The sequence below is a fragment of the Streptomyces sp. JNUCC 63 genome (assembly GCF_054366325.1).
This window is the reverse complement of record NZ_CM135963.1, coordinates 1685777-1702816: the sequence shown is the minus strand read 5'-3', so window position 1 is coordinate 1702816 and position 17040 is coordinate 1685777. Positions and strand designations below refer to the sequence as shown.

Annotated in this window: 16 protein-coding genes and 1 pseudogene; 7 read left to right on the top strand and 10 right to left on the bottom strand. The window is 71.8% G+C overall.

The features are described from left to right. Positions 1–85: 85 nt before the first annotated feature. The 6 genes and pseudogenes from ACX25U_RS07670 to ACX25U_RS07645 form a co-directional block, all read right to left on the bottom strand. The gene (locus ACX25U_RS07670) at positions 86–1225 is read right to left on the bottom strand and encodes a GH12 family glycosyl hydrolase domain-containing protein (RefSeq protein WP_454389895.1); all 1140 of its coding nucleotides are present in this window, start codon (positions 1223–1225) and stop codon (positions 86–88) included. Positions 1226–1508: 283 nt separating this feature from the next. Further along, positions 1509–2621: an ABC transporter substrate-binding protein gene (locus ACX25U_RS07665; RefSeq protein ID WP_454389893.1), complete on the bottom strand. Its 1113-nt coding sequence runs from the start codon at positions 2619–2621 to the stop codon at positions 1509–1511. After that, complete coding sequence (locus ACX25U_RS07660) at positions 2618–2902, bottom strand: hypothetical protein (RefSeq protein ID WP_454394876.1); 285 nt, start codon at positions 2900–2902, stop codon at positions 2618–2620. Before ACX25U_RS07660 ends, ACX25U_RS07665 begins: the two co-directional genes overlap by 4 nt. A 161-nt stretch (positions 2903–3063) precedes the next feature. Further along, positions 3064–3339, bottom strand: a pseudogene (locus ACX25U_RS07655) (alpha/beta fold hydrolase); the annotation flags it as partial. A gap of 82 nt (positions 3340–3421) precedes the next feature. Then, a complete protein-coding gene (locus ACX25U_RS07650; RefSeq protein WP_454389891.1) occupies positions 3422–3667 on the bottom strand; it encodes a DUF397 domain-containing protein in 246 nt (81 codons plus the stop codon). Further along, positions 3664–4515 carry a helix-turn-helix domain-containing protein gene (locus tag ACX25U_RS07645; RefSeq protein WP_454389889.1) on the bottom strand — a complete coding sequence of 284 codons (852 nt, stop codon included), beginning with the start codon at positions 4513–4515 and terminating at the stop codon, positions 3664–3666. The genes ACX25U_RS07650 and ACX25U_RS07645 overlap by 4 nt, the downstream gene beginning before the upstream one ends. Before the next feature lie 155 nt (positions 4516–4670). Between ACX25U_RS07645 and ACX25U_RS07640 the strand changes: the two genes are divergently transcribed. Continuing rightward, complete coding sequence (locus ACX25U_RS07640; RefSeq protein ID WP_454389887.1) at positions 4671–5114, top strand: ATP-binding protein; 444 nt, start codon at positions 4671–4673, stop codon at positions 5112–5114. Here the strand turns inward: ACX25U_RS07640 and ACX25U_RS07635 are convergent. Continuing rightward, positions 5095–6336: an FAD-binding protein gene (locus ACX25U_RS07635; RefSeq protein WP_454389885.1), complete on the bottom strand. Its 1242-nt coding sequence runs from the start codon at positions 6334–6336 to the stop codon at positions 5095–5097. The genes ACX25U_RS07640 and ACX25U_RS07635 overlap by 20 nt on opposite strands. A gap of 158 nt (positions 6337–6494) precedes the next feature. Between ACX25U_RS07635 and ACX25U_RS07630 the strand changes: the two genes are divergently transcribed. The 6 genes from ACX25U_RS07630 to ACX25U_RS07605 all read left to right on the top strand — a co-directional run bounded on the left by ACX25U_RS07630 (position 6495) and on the right by ACX25U_RS07605 (position 14578). Further along, positions 6495–7193 (top strand): pyridoxamine 5'-phosphate oxidase family protein, encoded by a 699-nt coding sequence (locus ACX25U_RS07630; protein ID WP_454389883.1) that lies wholly within the window; start codon positions 6495–6497, stop codon positions 7191–7193. A gap of 35 nt (positions 7194–7228) precedes the next feature. Next, on the top strand, positions 7229–8560 hold the full coding sequence (locus tag ACX25U_RS07625; RefSeq protein WP_454389881.1) for a radical SAM protein: 1332 nt from the start codon (positions 7229–7231) through the stop codon (positions 8558–8560). Positions 8561–8760: 200 nt separating this feature from the next. Further along, positions 8761–10269 carry a cellulose binding domain-containing protein gene (locus tag ACX25U_RS07620; RefSeq protein ID WP_454389879.1) on the top strand — a complete coding sequence of 503 codons (1509 nt, stop codon included), beginning with the start codon at positions 8761–8763 and terminating at the stop codon, positions 10267–10269. A gap of 139 nt (positions 10270–10408) precedes the next feature. Continuing rightward, positions 10409–12793, top strand: coding sequence for a phosphoketolase family protein (locus tag ACX25U_RS07615; protein WP_454389877.1), 2385 nt, complete (start codon positions 10409–10411; stop codon positions 12791–12793). Positions 12794–12903: 110 nt separating this feature from the next. Next, a complete protein-coding gene (locus tag ACX25U_RS07610) occupies positions 12904–13596 on the top strand; it encodes a response regulator (RefSeq protein WP_454389875.1) in 693 nt (230 codons plus the stop codon). Between the two features lie 94 nt (positions 13597–13690). Beyond that, positions 13691–14578, top strand: coding sequence for a pyridoxamine 5'-phosphate oxidase family protein (locus ACX25U_RS07605; RefSeq protein WP_454389873.1), 888 nt, complete (start codon positions 13691–13693; stop codon positions 14576–14578). Here ACX25U_RS07605 and ACX25U_RS07600 read toward each other — a convergent pair. From ACX25U_RS07600 to ACX25U_RS07590, 3 genes are all read right to left on the bottom strand, one after another. Further along, positions 14559–15260, bottom strand: a complete 702-nt coding sequence (locus ACX25U_RS07600; protein ID WP_454389871.1) for a CBS domain-containing protein — start codon at positions 15258–15260, stop codon at positions 14559–14561. The two genes, ACX25U_RS07605 and ACX25U_RS07600, sit on opposite strands and share 20 nt — an antisense overlap. A gap of 11 nt (positions 15261–15271) precedes the next feature. Continuing rightward, positions 15272–15727: a Crp/Fnr family transcriptional regulator gene (locus tag ACX25U_RS07595; protein ID WP_454389869.1), complete on the bottom strand. Its 456-nt coding sequence runs from the start codon at positions 15725–15727 to the stop codon at positions 15272–15274. Between the two features lie 714 nt (positions 15728–16441). Next, positions 16442–16864 carry a pyridoxamine 5'-phosphate oxidase family protein gene (locus ACX25U_RS07590; RefSeq protein ID WP_454389865.1) on the bottom strand — a complete coding sequence of 141 codons (423 nt, stop codon included), beginning with the start codon at positions 16862–16864 and terminating at the stop codon, positions 16442–16444. Positions 16865–17040: the final 176 nt, after the last annotated feature.

The window sequence follows — 17040 nt, the reverse complement described above, 5'->3', positions numbered from 1 at the left end:
GTGAGGGATTGCTTCCGTTTCCTCTTCCTCCCGCGCCTGCCGCCCGGTCGTGGGCGGCGCGTCACCGGTGCGGCGCGGGTGCGTCTCAGGCGGTGGTGCAGGCGGTGCCGTTGAGGGTGAAGGCGCTCGGTGCGGCGAACGTGCCGCCGTAGCTGCCCTGGAAGCCGAACGTCTGGCTGCCGCCCGGCGCTATCCGCGTGTTGTGCGTCAGAGCGCTCGCGGTGACGGCGCCCGAGGACGGGGACACCGTGGCGTTCCACGCGTTGGTGACGCGCTGCCCGGAGGGCAGGGTGAAGGCGAGCTTCCAGCCGTCCACCGGCGCCGAACCGGTGTTGCGGATGGCGACGTCGGCGGTGAATCCGCCGGACCAGACGTTCGTGGCGTACGTCACCGCGCAGGCGGTCTGACCGCCGGGGGTGCCGCCCCCGTTGTCGCCGCCGCTGCCGCCCGTGCGGATCTCCGAGGAGAACGACGTCACGGCGAGCCCCGTACCGTTCTGCCAGGGCTCGAATCCTGCCTGGATGCTCGTCAGGTACCAGTTGTTGGCAGCCAGTTGGCGGGAGACCGCCTGCTTGACGAAGTCCATCACGTCGAAGCTCCAGCTGCCGATCGCCGACGGGGCGACGAAGGACAGCACGTCGTTGCCGCCGTTGTTGCCGGACCACACCTGCCAGGTGCGGCCGGCGACCGTGGCCGTACCGGTCTGCGAGCCCACCGGCTGGACCGGCCCGACCTTGTTGAACCAGATCATGATCTCGGTCCGGTTCACGCCGTCGGTGCGGGGCGTGGGGTCCAGCCAGATGTCGTAGGCGGCGTCGTAGACCGCGTCGGAGACATAGCTGTACGAGATGCTGGTGGGGGCACCGGCGATGGTGTCGAGCCGGGCCGGAAGCGCCGTACCCGGCGAGCAGTTGGTGTAGTGGCAGCCGTTGTAGACGGACGGGTACGACTTCGGGGCGCCGTTGGTGGGCACCGAGCCGTCGGCCCGGCTGATCCGGAAGCCGGAGTCCGTGACGGTGATGCACTGGGCGGCGTCGGTGCCCCAGCGGTTGTTCTGGACGACGTAGCGGCCCTGGATCGTGGTCGACCCGAAGGTTTCGCATATCTGTGTGTCGGCCCGCGCCGCCGGGGCGGCCGCCAGGGCAGCGGCGATCAGGGCGAGAACCGCGAGCAGCGCGCCCAGCAGGCCGCGCGTGGTGTCGATCCGGTGTGGCAACAGTCGCATGGGGGCCTCTTCGAAAGGGGGCGACGTCGGAGGGAGGAGCGCTCCCGTCCTCGCATCTGTGGGAGCGCTCCCATCAATTGAGCCGGACTATAGGAAGTAGCGCATGTCCCTGACAAGGGTGTGAACGGGAACCGTGACAGTGGGAAACGGAAGGCCAGGTCACCGGGCTCGCATGTGCGTCGGGGCCCCCGCCGCGAAGCTGAGAGCCCGTACCGACACGTGCGTGGGCAGGCAGACGGCCTCACGTTCGGACAGACCTGAGCGGTCGGACCTCCGTGCTCTCTCAGCCGGCGTGCAGGATCCGAAAGCGATCGGGTTCCGCCGGATCCCGATCAGCGACTTGGACCGACGTCCAAGCCCATTGCCAAACGCTGATGCCCGGCGTGCGGGAGAACCGGATCGGCCCGCGGGTGCCCTCGACGGCGACGCGCGGCCAGTATTCGGCGATGCGCGCCCGGTCCGTGCCGTGAGAACGCAGCGCATCGGCGAGGACGGCGACCGTGTCGTAGCCCTCGAAGGCGACGAAGGAGGGCGCTTCGCCCAGCCGCTCGCGCAGGGCCGTCCCGACTCGTGCACCGAGTGGGCCGAGACGCTCGGGCAGGTAGCGCAGGAACGGGATCGCTGAGCCGTCGTCGCCCAGCAGCGCCGCCCATTCGGCGAACTCCGGTTGCCCGGCCGGAGCACCCACCATGATCTCGGCGAGGCGCTGGTCGCGGCGGACGGACTTGACGATCGACACCGCCGGCTCCGGGTGGCCGGTCAGGAGGAGGAGGGCTGTCGCGCGGTGGTGGACGAGTTCGTCGCACACGGCCGTGGGGGCGAGCGCGCCCATGTCGAGTTCGACGACGGTGCCGCCGCGCGGAGCGAGGTGATCCCGCAGAATGCGGGCCCCGGATGCCCAGTAGACACTCGGCTGGGCTGCCACGGCGATGCGACGGTGGCCCGCGCCGAGGAGGAAGTCCGCGTAGATCTGCCAGCCGTGGGACTGCGCCGGGGCGAGGCGCGCGACCCATCCCGTCGGCTGTTCGGTGAGCGCGTCGAGAACCGCTGACGAGCAGAGGAACGGCAGGCCGAGGGCGTCGGCCCTGGCGGCGGCGGCGCGAGCGACGACGCTGTGATATTCCCCCGCCAAGGCGGCCACGCCCAGGCGAGCCAGTTCGTCCACGGCCGCCGCGGCCCTCTGTGGATCGGCCGCTGTGTCTCGGACCACCAGCTCGAGTGGTCTTCCGGCGATCCCGCCGGCGTCATTGACTTCGCCAACGGCCAGCTCGAGTCCGGCGAGCAGGTGCCGGCCTGCCTCGACCCAGCCGGGCCGAGTCAGCGGAACGAGAGCGCCGATCCGCACTGATGAACCGTCAGCCAACCCCGCTCCGGATGACGATGGTGACGTATTCATGCGTCGACGTCTCCCGCGTGACGGTTCGGTCGCAGGCTGCCCGCCAGGGTCTCCACAAGGCGCTCCGCGAACGCCTCCGGGTGCTCGACGGCGCCGATGTGCCCACCGGGGAACTCCACGAGGTCGCTGCTGTACCGCGCTGCGAGGAACGCGGCGGTTCGGTGCAGGAGTTGCTCGCGGGAGTCGGCTCCGACGGCGAGGGTGAGGGGTGCCGTGGGCGGGGTCGTGTGGGGCACGTACGAGGTGAACGGGAGGAGCACATGGGCGAGGAAGAGAGCCATCGGAGTGGACAACTCCTCGTCTCGGGAGAGAGGTTGGCCGTCGAGGGACACCTCACCCTCCTCCCGGTCCTCCAGTACGGCGGCCAGGCGCACTCCCGCGGCCCCGCCGCGCGGTAGGCGTCGTACACCTCCCGGAACCGCTCCCGCTGCCGCTCCCCGTCCGGCAGCGCCGCCACGCACGGCGGTTCGTGGGCGACGACGTGCCGCAGCCGCTCGGGATGACGGGCCAGCAGGTCAAGAGCGACGACACCGCCGGAGCTGGTGCCGAGGACGTAGGCCGACTCCCCGCCGGGGAGGACCTCGTCGAGCACCTGGCGGGCCTTGTCGCTCCACTCCTCGACCCGCTGGTCGGTGACGGGCAGTCCGAGCCGTCCGTGGGCGAGGCCGAGCGGATCGTAGGTGACGACGGTGAAGCGCCGGGCGAGATGCGCCGTCATCCGGTCCAGCCCCATGGGATGCCCGGCCCCGCCGGGGATGACGAGCAGCACGGGCCCGCTGCCGGACACGTCGAAGTACGGGTCAGTCATGCGCGGCGAACCCTGTGAACTCCGACCAGGCGGTGGGGGAGACGGCGAGCCGGGGGCCGGTGGTGTTCTTGGAGTCGCGGACGTGGATGGCGGTGGGGCAGGGGGCCACCTCGACGCAGTCACCAGAGTCGTCGCCGCTGTACGTCGACTTGTGCCAGACGAGGGCTACTTCGACGCAGTCGCCGTCCCCGCTGCTGCTGTAGCTGCTCTTGAACCAGGCCAGTTCGTCGGTGCTCATAGCGCTCCTCGCATCTGCTCCAGCAGGCTCCGGGTGTCGCTCGGAGAAAGAGCCTGTGAGCGCAGTTTCGCATAACGCGTGTGGAGCACACTGATCGATTTCGGGTCCACGATGAGCTGGCCGCTTCGCTGCCCTTCGCAGTACGCGAACCACTCGTTCTCCGGGGTCTCCAGCAACTGGATGGGACCGGCCATACCTGCGTGAGCGCCGAGGGCCATGGGCAGCAACTGCAACTCAATGTTGCGAGGTTTCGTGACCTCCAACATGTGGTCGATCAGTTCACGCCTGACGTTCTGGCCTCCGGTCTCCCGGTGGATGACGTATTCCTCCACGATGAAGCTGTACGCCGTATGGGGCCGTTCCACCAACAGACGCTGGCGCTCTTCTCGAGCGGCGAGCTGAGCTTCGATCTGGGAGTCGGTCAGCACAGGCACCTGTTCGTCGAACAGCGCGCGTGCATACGCCTCCGTCTGCAGCAGCCCCGGCACCAGCCGATTCTCGAAGGTGTACAGGCTGATCGCCTGTTCCTCCAGCTCCGCCCACTGCCGGAACCAGGACGCCAGCCCCTTCTCCCGCCCGACGTGCTTGTACACCCCCTTCAGCGCGCCGAAGGCGTCCAGGACATCCTCCGCGCGCTCGACGAACACGCGTGGTGGGAAGCGTCGCCCCTGTTCGATCGAGGCCACGGTCCCCGGCTGGTAGCCGACGAGCGGTGCGTACGCCTCCTGCGTGTAGCCGGCTCGTTTACGGAAGACCTTGTGCGCTGCCCCGAACGCCTTCATGCTGTCCGACGGTTCGGGCTCGCTCGCGGTGGTCGTGGCCGTGCTGCTGATGGTGTTTTCGGTCATGGCAGGTAACCCCCGAAGTCACTGATGACAACCCCGCAAGCGCACCCAGGGTCACGCCCCGTGACGCCCACTGTCCACCGCGTGAACTCCTACAGTGCGCAGCGTACGAGTGCCGTGACTGGTCCGACCTCTGTGACCTGCGAAACCGTCGGGCCATGCACGTAGACCCCCGGCTCCAGGAGCCCGTCACCGTACGTACGTTCACCCAGTTGTTCAGCCCAACCCCGCGAGGTGCCCGGCTCGCGCGGCGGCTCGTGGCGCATCGGATGGACGCATGGGGCTTCCCGTACGACAGCGAGGCCGGCGAGAACGTGGCCCTGGTCGTCGCCGAACTCGCGGCCAACGCCGTCCGGCACGGCCGCGTCCCCGGGCGCGACTTCCGTGTCCGGCTGCTGTGGGAGGGCGAAGTCGTCCGTGTGGAGGTGGCCGACGCGCGGACCGAACGGCTCCCGGTGGTGCGGGAGCCGGACGGCGAGGGCGGGCGCGGGCTCCTGCTGGTGGCCGCCGTCTCCGAGCGGTGGGGTGTGGAGCCGCGGGTGGGCTGTCCCTACAAGGTGGTGTGGGCGGACGTGAGAGTCATCAATCCAGCAGGTCCGTGAGGAAGGCATTGGTGAATTTCCCGGTCGGGTCCAGTTCCCGGGCCAGGATGTGGAAGTCGCCCAGGCGCGGGTAGCGCCCGCGCAGGGCGGCCGTCGGAGTGGTGAAGACCTTGCCCCAGTGGGGGCGGGGGCCGAAGGGTTCCAGGGCCTCCTCCAGACGGCGGACCACCGGGAGTACGGCCGCCGTGTCCTCGACCCAGGTGAAATGGACCGCGACGGTGTCCCGGCCGTAGAAAGGGCTCAGCCACTGCTCGTCGGCGGCGACGGTGCGCACCTCGCAGGTCTGGAGGACCGGGGCGATCGTCCGGCGGATGCCGTCGAGGGCGTGCAGGACATCGGGGGCGTACGCGCGCGGCATCAGGTACTCCGACTGCAGCTCCGCGCCGCTGCTCGGGGTGAACTCCGCGCGGAAGTGCGGCAGGCGCTCGTGCCAGGGGCCGGGCACGCCGAACTGCTCCGTGCAGTTCTCCGCCGGCATGCCGGGCACCGGGTGCAGCGCGACCTTGGCGGGCACCGCCCACGGGAAGGCGGGCAGCGGCTGGTCGGTGCGGCGCTTGAGCCACACCTGGCGGAAGCCGGGGTCGCGCCAGTCGGTGAACAGGCTGACGCTGTACGCGGCGGCGACCACTGTCTCGAAGTCCATTCCGTCCAGGGGGAGTTCGGTGAACAGGTGCTGCTCGACCCCGTAGGACGGCTCCAGGTCCAGGGTGAGCGCGGTGACCACACCGAGCGCGCCCAGGGAGGTGACGGCCCCGCCGAACCGCGTGTCGCCCCGGCCGATGGCGACCGTCGAGCCGTCCGCGGTGACGATCTCCACCTCCCGGACGGCGGCGGCGAGCGGGCCGTTGGACACGCCCGAGCCGTGGGTGCCGGTCGCCACCGACCCGGCCACCGAGATGTGCGGCAGGGAGGCCATGTTGGGCAGGGCCAGCCCGTGCGCGTGCACCCGGCGGGCCAGCTCCGCGTACCGGACCCCGCCGCCCACCCGGACCGTACGGGCCGCCGTGTCGACCTCCACCTCGGCCGGCAGCGCCTCCAGGGAGAGCAGTACGCCGTCGGCGCCCGGGTCGGCGATCTCGTTGAAGGAGTGCCCGCTGCCCAGGGCGCGCACCTTCGCGCCGTCGGCCACGAGCGCCCGGAGCGCGTCGACCGAGTCCGGCCGGTGCACCCCCTTGGCGGTGTAGGTGATGTTCCCCGCCCAGTTGGTCACGGTCCCGGTCATCCGTCGTCCCTCCCCATGGCGTCACACGGCGTGCGCGTTCACCGGGGGAACCTACCTGACGACTCACGGGATACGGATTCAGTTGTTTGGAAGTCCCTTGAAGGGCATTCTTCGTAAGTGTGTAGCTGTCAAACTTCGATATCGGTAACTTCTGCGGTATGACTCGCTCACCCCTGCCCGCCGACCTGCCCCAGACCGATCTGACCCGCCATCGCCGCCTGCGCGAGCAGGGCAGCCTGGCTCGTGCCGATCTGAACGCGATACTCGACGCCGGTTTCGTCTGCCACCTCGGGGTCGTGGTGGAGGGGCGGCCCCTGGTCGTGCCGACCGTGTACGGGCGGGACGACCGGCAGCTCTATGTGCACGGCTCCGTCGCCAGCCGCAGCCTCGCCGGCGGCACCCCCGTCTGTGTGACCGTCACGCACGTCGACGGGCTGGTCCTCGCCCGCTCGGTCTTCGAGCACGGCGTGAACTACCGCAGCGCGATGATCCACGGCGAGGCCCGCAAGGTCACCGACCCGGAGGAGAAGCTGGAGGGGCTGCGCCGGCTCACCGAGCAGTCGGCGCCGGGACAGTGGGCGTACGCACGCCGGCCCAACCGCAAGGAGCTGGCCGCCACCACTCTTCTCACGCTCTCCCTCGAGGAGGCCTCGGTCAAGATCCGCACCGGCGCGCCCGACGACGGTGACGGGCCCGACGCGGAGCTGGGACTGTGGGCCGGAGTGCTGCCGCTGACCGCCGTCTGGGGCGCACCCGTGCCCGACCCGGCGCTGCCGCCGGACATCACGCCGCCGGCTCACATCGCGCGCCGTGAGGGGACCCGGCACGACCCGCGCGCGAGCGTGGGCATACCGTGAGGAGTCGTACGTACGCAGTCGGGAGGAGAGACGGGATGGGCAGCCGTACCGCGCTGGTCGAGGATCTGATGGAGCGCTTCCCGCATGTGCCGCGGGAGGCCGTCTTCAAGGAGGACCTGCTCCGGGGTGGTGTGGCCTTCGATCCCTCCGCGCTCAGTGACAACGAGGACGGCGAGGTCAAGCCGAAGTCGTACTTCATCTTCTCCTTCGACCACGGCACCCTGCCCGAGCTGGGCGAGGCCGCGCTCAGGCGTCCGCCGGAGGAGATCATCCTCACCGGCGGGCCGTACGACCTGCGGCGCACCGTCGTGTCGGTGCGCGTGAATCCGTCCTCGCCCTACCGCGTGGCCGCCGACGAGGAGGGGCTGCTCGGCCTCTACCTCGACGGCAGGCGCATCGCCGACGTCGGCGTGCCGCCCATGCCCGAGTACTACCGGCACACCTTGTCCAACGGGAAGTCCGTCATGGAGGTGGCACCCACCATTCAGTGGGGCTACCTGATCTATCTGACCGTCTTCCGGGTCTGCCAGTACTTCGGCGCCAAGGAGGAGTGCCAGTACTGCGACATCAACCACAACTGGCGCCAGCACAAGGCGGCCGGCCGGCCCTACACGGGCGTGAAGGACGTCGAGGAGGTCCTGGAGGCGCTGGAGATCATCGACCGGTACGACACCCAGAAGGCGTCCACCGCCTACACGCTCACCGGCGGCGCCATCACCAAGACGGTCGCCGGCCGGGACGAGGCCGACTTCTACGGCCACTACGCCAAGGCCATCGAGGAGCGCTTCCCGGGCCGCTGGATCGGCAAGGTCGTCGCGCAGGCGCTGCCCAAGGCGGACGTACAGCGGTTCAAGGACTACGGCGTGCAGATCTACCACCCCAACTTCGAGGTGTGGGACCGCCGGCTGTTCGAGCTGTACTGCCCGGGCAAGGAGCGCTACGTCGGCCGCGACGAGTGGCACCGCCGCGTCCTCGACTCGGCGGACGTCTTCGGGGCCCGCAACGTGATCCCCAACTTCGTGGCCGGCGTGGAGATGGCCGAGCCCTTCGGCTTCACCACCGTCGACGAGGCCATCGCGTCCACCACCGAGGGCCTGCGCTTCTTCATGTCGCACGGCATCACGCCCCGCTTCACCACCTGGTGCCCGGAGCCCACCACCCCGCTGGGCAAGGCCAACCCGCAGGGGGCGCCGCTGGAGTACCACATCCGGCTGCTCGAGGCCTACCGCGCCACCATGGACGACTTCGGGCTCTCCTCACCTCCCGGCTACGGCCCGCCCGGACCCGGCCGCGCGGTCTTCTCGGTCAGCTCCTTCATGGACAGCCTTCCCGCCGAGGAGGGCGCGCAGGAGACGAGCGCGGTGTAGGTTTCCGGACACCGTGAGTCGGAAGGGGGCTCCGCTCCGTACTACGGAGCGGAGTTGAGGACCTCGGTATCCGTGACGAGAAGTGAATACGCGGCTTGTCAGTCGTGCCGGGGACGTGAAAAGCTCGTGCCCTGCCGCGAGGATCCCCCAACTCCTTTCTGAACATGGTGAGTTGCCTCGCCCGTGGATGCAGGAGACCCATGCCCGACCTGCCGAGCCCCAAGGACGCGACCGAGGCCGCGCTGTTCGCCGAGTGCTGGGACGCGGTGCTCTCCTACGCCGACCTGTGCACGGCCGGCTCCTCCGCGGCCCAGGAACTGGCCACGGAGGCGTTCGCGCTGGGCCTGCGCGAGGTGCGGGCCGCCGAGGCCGGTGCGTCCCGGGGCCGTCGTACGCCCCGGCTGCCGGCGGTACCGCTGGCGCTGACCGCCGTGCGCACCACCGCCGCGTCCTGGGAGGCCGACGGCCTCGGCCACCGGCTGGACCCGGACCTGCGCCTGTGGCTCAACTCCGACAAGGCCGCCCGCTACACGGGCCCGCCGCTGCACCGCCCGATCGCCCTGCGCGGCCTGCGGGACCTGCAGGAGCCGGACGCCGCGCTGCTCTGGCTGGCCGAGGTGGAGGCGCTGCCGTCGACCGTCGTGGCCCGCAGGCTCGGGCTCGACCCGGCACTCGTGTCCGAGGAACTCGACCAGGTGCGGGGCCTGTTCCGGGACCGCTGCCACCGCAACCACCTCGACACCCCGATGGACGCGGAGTGCCGCAAGTACGCCCGGCTGCTGGACGCGGTCACCCGTTCCTCACCCGCCGCCGAGACCCCCGAGGACCTCACCCGGCACCTCGCCACCTGCGTGGACTGCGCGGAGGCCGCCGGCTGCCTCCGGCTGAACGGCGGCGGACTGCCGGCCGCCCTCGCCGGCGGCGTGATCGGCTGGGGCGGTCTGGCCTACCTGGAGCGCCGCCGCCGGGCCGCCGACGTGCGCCTCGGCACGCGCCGCCCCGAGTCGGCGGACGCCGGCGGCCGGGAGCCGGCCGAGGGCGCTGCCCGGGCGCGGGCCGTGCGCGGCGGCCTGCTCGCCGCGGCGGTCGCGCTGTCCGGGCTGGCGCTGGTGGTGTCGATGATGCCGTTCGGCGACTCCGCGGACGACGCCGCGCGCGGCGACGCCGACACCCGGCCGGTCGCCGACTCCGGCCTGTCCCTTCCGGACGCCGACCCCTCGCCGTCCGCCTCCGTCCCAACCTCCGGCTCCGCCTCCGCGTCCGCCCCGCGCACGCCGTCCGCGAGCGGCACGGCGACCCGGGCCGGCCGCGAGAACCCCGACCCCGAACCCCAGGGCACCTCCACCGCCACCGCCGACGGGGGCGACACGCCCGACCCGGACCCGAGCACCCCGGCCCTCTGCCAGGTCCACTACGACCTGGCGAACCAGTGGACCGACGGCTTCCAGGCCACCGTCACCGTCACCACCGCCCGCTCCCTCGACGCCTGGCGGGTCGCCTGGTCCTTCCGCGACGGCCAGCGGGTCGCCCACATGTGGGACGCGAGCGTCGCCCAGAACGGCTCCCGCGTCACCGCCACCGCCGCCGACTACAACAAGTCCGTCGCCGCGGGCGGCACCCTGACCTTCGGCTTCATCGGGACCTGGCAGGGCAGGAACACCACGCCGTACGACTTCACGCTGAACGGCCACAGCTGCGCCACCGCCTGACGGCGCACGCAGGAGCGGGGCCCGGCCCCGGGTGTGACCCGAACGGCCCTGTCGGGTACCCGGGCGGCCGTGGAGGGTAGGGGGTGTGCCACCGGCACGCGGTACCCCGACCGCCGTCCCGACCCGGAAAGGAAACCCGATGTCCGTCGAGACGCAGCAGGCACCCGCCGGGCTCACGGACGAGGAGCTCGCGAGGCTGGACGCCCACTGGCGCGCCGCGAACTACCTCGCCGTCGGCCAGATCTACCTGATGGCCAACCCCCTGCTGGCCGAACCGCTGCGCCCGGAGCACGTCAAGCCGCGCCTGCTCGGCCACTGGGGCACCTCGCCCGGCCTCAACCTGGTCCACACCCACCTCAACCGCGTCATCAGGGCCCGCGACCTGAACGCCCTGTGCGTCTGGGGCCCCGGCCACGGCGGGCCCGCCGTGCTCGCCAACTCCTGGCTGGAGGGCTCGTACACCGAGACCTATCCGGACATCACCCGGGACGCGCACGGCATGGCGCGGCTGTTCAAGCAGTTCTCCTTCCCGGGCGGGGTGCCCAGCCACGTCGCCCCCGAGACGCCGGGCTCCATCCACGAGGGCGGCGAGCTCGGCTACGCGCTCTCCCACGCCTACGGCGCCGCGCTCGACAACCCGGACCTGGTCGTCGCCTGCGTGATCGGCGACGGCGAGGCGGAGACCGGCCCGCTGGCCGCGTCCTGGCACTCCAACAAGTTCCTCGACCCCGTCGACGACGGCGCCGTCCTGCCGATCCTGCACCTCAACGGCTACAAGATCGCCAACCCGACGGTGCTCGCCCGCATCCCCGAGGCCGAACTCGACGACCTGCTCAGGGGATACGGCCACGACCCGATCCACGTCACCGGCGACGAACCGGCCGCCGTCCACCGCGCCATGGCCGAGGCCATGGACACCGCGCTCGACCGCATCGCCGCACTCCAGCGCGCCGCCCGCACCGACGGCGTCACCGACCGGCCCCGCTGGCCGGTGATCGTGCTGCGCACCCCCAAGGGCTGGACCGGCCCCGCCGAGGTCGACGGCCTGCCCGTGGAGGGCACCTGGCGCTCCCACCAGGTCCCGCTGGCCGCCGTCCGGGACAACCCCGAGCACCTGCGGCAACTGGAGCAGTGGCTGCGCTCGTACCGCCCCGAGGAACTGTTCGACGAGCACGGCGCCCCGCGCCCCGACGTACTGGCCTGCGTCCCGGAGGGCACCCGCCGGCTCGGCGCCACCCCGCACGCCAACGGCGGGCTCCTGGTGCGCGAACTGCCGCTGCCGCCGCTGGAGAAGTACGCCGTCGAGGTCGACAAGCCCGGCGCGACCCTGCACGAACCGACCCGGGTCCTCGGCGAGATGCTCCAGGACGTCATGGCCGCCACCGCCGAGCGGCGCGACTTCCGTCTCGTGGGCCCCGACGAGACCGCCTCCAACCGCCTCCAGGCCGTCTACGCGGCCAGCGGCAAGGCCTGGCAGGCCAAGACCCTCCCGGTGGACGAAGACCTCGACCCGCACGGCCGGGTGATGGAGATCCTGTCCGAACACACCTGCCAGGGCTGGCTGGAGGGCTACCTCCTCACCGGCCGGCACGGGCTGTTCTCCTGCTACGAGGCGTTCGTGCACATCGTCGACTCGATGGTCAACCAGCACGTCAAGTGGCTGCGCACCACCCGCCGCCTGCCCTGGCGCGCCCCCATCGCCTCCCTCAACTACCTGCTCACCTCGCACGTGTGGCGCCAGGACCACAACGGCTTCTCCCACCAGGACCCCGGCTTCGTCGACCACATCCTCAACAAGAGCCCCGAGGCCGTCCGGGTCTACTTCCCGCCGGACGCCAACACCCTGCTGTCCGTGGCCGACCACGCGCTGCGCAGCCGGGACTACGTCAACGTGGTCGTCGCCGGCAAGCAGCCCTGCTTCGACTGGCTCTCCATGGACCAGGCCACCGTGCACTGCGCGCGCGGCGCCGGCATCTGGGACTGGGCCGGCACCGAGGACGGCAGCCGGGAACCGGACGTGGTGCTGGCCTGCGCGGGTGACGTGCCCACGCAGGAGGTGCTGGCCGCCGCCCAGCTGCTGCGCCGGCACCTGCCCGAGCTGGCCGTGCGCGTGGTCAACGTGGTCGACATCGCCCGGCTGATGCCCAGCGAGGAACACCCGCACGGGATGACCGACTTCGAGTACGACGGGCTGTTCACCGCCGACAAGCCGGTGATCTTCGCCTACCACGGCTACCCGTGGCTGATCCACCGCCTGGCCTACCGGCGCACCGGCCACCCCCACCTGCACGTGCGCGGCTACAAGGAGATCGGCACCACGACCACCCCGTTCGACATGGTCGTCAGCAACGACCTGGACCGCTACCGCCTGGTCATGGACGTCATCGACCGCGTCCCCGGCCTCGCGGTGCGCGCCGCCGCCGTGCGCCAGCGCATGGAGGACACCCGGCTGCGCCACCACGCCTGGATCCGGGAGCACGGAGTGGACCTGCCCGAGGTCGCGGACTGGTCCTGGGACGGCTGAGCCCGTCCCCGCGGGGTCGGGGCCGATCGGCCCTGGCCCCGCGGCGGGCCGAGGGGAAGAATCGCGGTGGACACCGACGACGGTGCGACGACGGCACAAGGAGCGATTCGATGGCGGACCGTGAGCAGGCCGGGGCCGACACCCCGATCCGGGTCTTCCTCCTCGACGACCACGAGGTGGTACGGCGCGGAGTGCACGACCTGCTGAACGACGAACCGGACGTCACGGTGGTCGGGGAGGCCGCGACCGCCGAGCAGGCCCTGGTCCGCGTGCCCGCGCTGCGCCCGGACGTGGCGGTGCTCGACGTCCGGCTGCCGGACGGCGACGGCGTGACCGTCTGCCGTGAGCTGCGCTCCCGCCTGCCGGAGCTGGCCTGCCTGATGCTGACCTCGTTCGACGACGAGGAGGCGCTGCTGGACTCGATCATGGCGGGCGCCTCCGGCTACGTGCTGAAGCAGATCCAGGGCTCGGACCTGGTCTCGGCGGTGCGTACCGTGGCCCGCGGCCAGTCGCTGCTCGACCCCAGCGCCACCGCGAAGCTGATGGCCCGGCTGCGGGGCGGGCAGGAGCCGGAGGAGGAGCCGGACGCGCTGCCCGGGCTGACCGACCGGGAGCGGGAGATCCTGGCCCTGATCGGCGAGGGGCTGACCAACCGGCAGATCGGGCAGCGGCTGTACCTGGCCGAGAAGACGGTGAAGAACCACATCTCCCGGCTGCTGGCCAAGCTCGGCGTGGAGCGGCGCGTGCAGGCCGCCGTGATCGCCACCCAGGCCCGGGACCGGCTGCGCGGCGAGGGCCGCTGACGCCGCCGGGACCGCGGGCCCGGCTGGTGCCGCCCGCGGGCCCGGGCGATCCTGGAGGGCGGACCCCTCGAGGGAAGGCAGGGGAGACAGGGTCATGCGCGCTCAGCTTGGCGATCGACTGGTCGTCGAAAGCCCGGTCACCGGCGTCACCCGGCGTGACGGCGAGATCGTCGGCCTTCACCACGACGACGGCACGCCCCCGTACGACGTGCGCTGGTCGGACACCGGCGAGGTCACGGTGGTGTCCCCCGGGCCGGACGCACACATCCAGCACCAACCGCACCGGCAACACGAGCCGCATCAGCCTCATGAGCCGCAGGAGGCCGAGGCCCCGGCGGGCAGCCCCGGCGACATCGGGCGGCGCATCGCCGCCGCCCGCACCCGCGCGGGCCTCGGCCTGGAGGAGGCGGCCGGCCGGGCGCGGATGTCACCGCAGTACCTCGCCTATCTGGAGGAACACCCCTCCGACCCCAGCCCGGCCACCCTGCTGCGGCTGGCCGACGCGCTGGGCACCACGCTCGAGGGGCTGCGCGGCGGCGGCCAGGAACGCCCGCCGGGACAGGGACAGGCGCTGCTCCACCCCCGGCTGGTGGACCTCGACGAGGACGAGTGCCGGGCGCTGCTGTCCACGCACGGCGTCGGGCGCGTCGCGCTGACCACCGAGAACGGACCCGTCGTGTACCCGGTGAACTACGACGTGGTGGACGGCGACCTGGTCTTCCGTACCGCGCCCGACGCGGCGCCCGCCGAGGCCGTCGACGCGGAGGTCGCCTTCGAGGTGGACCGCGTCGACGAGGCGATGAGCCAGGGGTGGAGCGTGCTCGCGCTCGGCCGCGCCGAAGCCATGACGGATCCCGAAGGGATACGCCGGCTTCAGGAGCGGGCCCGCTCCTCCCCCTGGGCGGGCGGGCAGCGCACGCTGTGGGTGCGGATCCGCCCCGCCCGCCTGACGGGACGCCGTATCACGCCGGCCGATCAGTGAGCGCGGCGCCGCTCGTGAGGTCGCACTCGACGTCGACGACGCCCTCCACGGCGCGGACCAGTCGGGCGGCGACGGGGACGAGCGAGGTGTCCCGGATGCGGCCGGTGAGGGTGACCACGCCGTCGCGGACCTCGACGTGGACGGGGCCGGACGGGGCGCGGAAGAGGTAGGAGACGATCTCCCGGCGAACCTCCTCGGCGATGTCGTCGTCCGAGCGCAGGAAGACCTTCAGCAGGTCACCCCGGCTGACCATGCCTTCGAGCAGTCCCTTGTCGTCGACGACGGGCAGCCGCTTGACCCGGTGCAGGGCCATGAGGCGGGCGGCCTCGGCGAGAGTGGCGCCGGCGCGGACGGTGACGGCCGGGGCGGTCATCACGTCCTCGGCGGCGATGCCGCCCGCCTTGGCCAGGTCGGGCAGGCGGCGCAGCTGGGTGAACCGGTCCGGGTCGCTGTCGCGGAACTCCTCCTTGGGCAGCAGGTCGGCCTCCGAGACGACACCGACCACCCGGCCCTCGCCCTCCAGCACGGGAAGGGCGCTGACCTTCCACTGCCCCATGAGCTGGATGATGGTCTTGAACGGGGCCTCACGGCCCACGGACACGACGGTGTGCGTCATCACGTCGCTCACGATGTGCGGGCTGCCGCTCACGGTCTCCTCCTCACTGCGCCGGGTCGCGGTCATGGCCCCTCCCGTCACTTGGTGCCGCTGCCGTAGGGGGCGTACAGGTCCAGGAGCCGGATGCGCGCCGAGTGCAGACGGTGCGCGGTCACCCTGCCGACCCACACGGCGACCGCGCGGCCGAACCCGGGGTCCTCGTCGCACAGCTTCCGCACGGCGTCGGCGTCGAACTCGTACGCGCGCACCGGGCTCGCGGCCTCGGCACCCAGCTGCCAGACGTACGGCGGGAAGTGCCAGGACCAGCCGACGAGTTCACCGTGGCCCAGCGACTCGATGACGGCGGCGCGCCGACCGGGGACGTGCAGGTCTAGGGCGACCGTCCCGGTCTTGATGATCCAGAACCGGTCGGCGTGCCGGCCCTCCTCGAACAAGCGGGTGCCGATGTCGAAGGACACCTCGTGGGCGAGGGACATCAGGCGTGCGCGGTGCTCCGCCGGCAGGGCCGCGGCCAGCGTGGTGGTGGAGGTCATCGTCTCCGGCTCCTTTCGCACCCGTCGCCGCAACCGGCCGGTGAGTGCGTCGCTCGGTCCCCTCGGGATGCCGTGGGGGCTGCTGGTTCCAGCCTGTGCCCCGGCGGCGTCCACCGCCACGGGCCACCCGGACCCGGCGGTTGGGCCGTTCGGCCCCAGTCACCGAGCGCCCGGCGAGGCGGGGCCGACTGCCCTGACGCCGCGGGCTGTGCCGCCGGCCTCCGGGGCTGTGCCGCTCCGGCTGTCGCGGGTCGGCTGCTCTGGTGTTGCGGGTTGCGCTGTCTTGGCTGTCGCGGGTTGTGTTGCCTCGGCTGTCGCGGGGGTGTGTTGCCCTGGCTGTCGCGGGTCGGCTGCTCTGGTGTTGCGGGTTGCGCTGTCTTGGCTGTCGCGGGTTGTGTTGCCTCGGCTGTCGCGGGGGTGTGTTGCCCTGGCTGTCGCGGGTCGGTTGCTCTGGTGTTGCGGGTTGCGCTGTCTTGGCTGTCGCGGGTTGTGTTGCCTCGGCTGTCGCGGGGGTGTGTTGCCCTGGCTGTCGCGGGTCGGCCGCTCTGGTGTTGCGGGCTGTGCTGTCTTGGCTTTCGGGGTTGTGCTGTCCCGGTGTCGCGGGGGTGTGCTGTCCTGGCCCCGGGGCTGTGCCGCCCGGGCACCGTGGACTGTGCTGCCCTGACCCCCCGGGCCGGGGCGCCCCGGTGCTCCGGCCCGGGGGGTCAGGGCGGATCAGTTCGTGACGCGGAGGTCCGTGAGTTCCCGTCCCGTGACCATCGCGGCCTCGATCCTTATGAAGACGTCGTCCTGGATGGGCATCCACGAGTCGGGTCCCGCCCGCAGCAGCCGCTCGTGCTCGGCGGGGTCGGTCACCACGTGGGCCCGGCCGGTCACGACCACGCTCCAGCCGGAGCGGGTCTCCGTGGCGAACTCGTCGGCCTCGAAGGCGACCACGACACCGTCGACGGCGCGCACCAGGTCCGACCGGGCCGAGGTCCGCACCAGCACGGAGGCGTCCGTGTCCAGGGCGAAGTTCACGGGCAGCACCGCCGGAAGGGCCTGCCGCGTGTACACGACCCGCCCGACCGGCACCTTGCCCAGCAGCCGCAGGCACTCCTGCCGATCCAGCGCGCGAAAGCCGTCGTTGTGCACCATCCGTTCATCCTCTCCGCGCTGCCCCGCCGAAGGTTAGGGCCGATCGGCCCCAACCGCACCCGGAAAAGATCCGTAGGCTCCCGCACCCGAGCGGAGCGCACCGATCCTCCTCAAGCCGCACGCCGTCAGCAGCCCTGCCGCTGTCCGCGTTCTGGCCGACCATCCGTTTCTTGCGG

Bases quoted from the DNA above. Each gene is read 5' to 3' on its own strand.
- ACX25U_RS07620 (WP_454389879.1), top strand. From the start codon at position 8,761: ATGCCCGACCTGCCGAGCCCCAAGGACGCGACCGAGGCCGCGCTGTTC.
- ACX25U_RS07600 (WP_454389871.1), bottom strand. From the start codon at position 15,260: ATGACCGCGACCCGGCGCAGTGAGGAGGAGACCGTGAGCGGCAGCCCG.
- ACX25U_RS07630 (WP_454389883.1), top strand. From the start codon at position 6,495: ATGACTCGCTCACCCCTGCCCGCCGACCTGCCCCAGACCGATCTGACC.
- ACX25U_RS07635 (WP_454389885.1), bottom strand. From the start codon at position 6,336: ATGACCGGGACCGTGACCAACTGGGCGGGGAACATCACCTACACCGCC.
- ACX25U_RS07645 (WP_454389889.1), bottom strand. From the start codon at position 4,515: ATGACCGAAAACACCATCAGCAGCACGGCCACGACCACCGCGAGCGAG.
- ACX25U_RS07615 (WP_454389877.1), top strand. From the start codon at position 10,409: ATGTCCGTCGAGACGCAGCAGGCACCCGCCGGGCTCACGGACGAGGAG.
- ACX25U_RS07595 (WP_454389869.1), bottom strand. From the start codon at position 15,727: ATGACCTCCACCACCACGCTGGCCGCGGCCCTGCCGGCGGAGCACCGC.
- ACX25U_RS07650 (WP_454389891.1), bottom strand. From the start codon at position 3,667: ATGAGCACCGACGAACTGGCCTGGTTCAAGAGCAGCTACAGCAGCAGC.
- ACX25U_RS07590 (WP_454389865.1), bottom strand. From the start codon at position 16,864: ATGGTGCACAACGACGGCTTTCGCGCGCTGGATCGGCAGGAGTGCCTG.
- ACX25U_RS07610 (WP_454389875.1), top strand. From the start codon at position 12,904: ATGGCGGACCGTGAGCAGGCCGGGGCCGACACCCCGATCCGGGTCTTC.
- ACX25U_RS07660 (WP_454394876.1), bottom strand. From the start codon at position 2,902: ATGGCTCTCTTCCTCGCCCATGTGCTCCTCCCGTTCACCTCGTACGTG.
- ACX25U_RS07670 (WP_454389895.1), bottom strand. From the start codon at position 1,225: ATGCGACTGTTGCCACACCGGATCGACACCACGCGCGGCCTGCTGGGC.
- ACX25U_RS07640 (WP_454389887.1), top strand. From the start codon at position 4,671: ATGCACGTAGACCCCCGGCTCCAGGAGCCCGTCACCGTACGTACGTTC.
- ACX25U_RS07625 (WP_454389881.1), top strand. From the start codon at position 7,229: ATGGGCAGCCGTACCGCGCTGGTCGAGGATCTGATGGAGCGCTTCCCG.
- ACX25U_RS07605 (WP_454389873.1), top strand. From the start codon at position 13,691: ATGCGCGCTCAGCTTGGCGATCGACTGGTCGTCGAAAGCCCGGTCACC.
- ACX25U_RS07665 (WP_454389893.1), bottom strand. From the start codon at position 2,621: ATGAATACGTCACCATCGTCATCCGGAGCGGGGTTGGCTGACGGTTCA.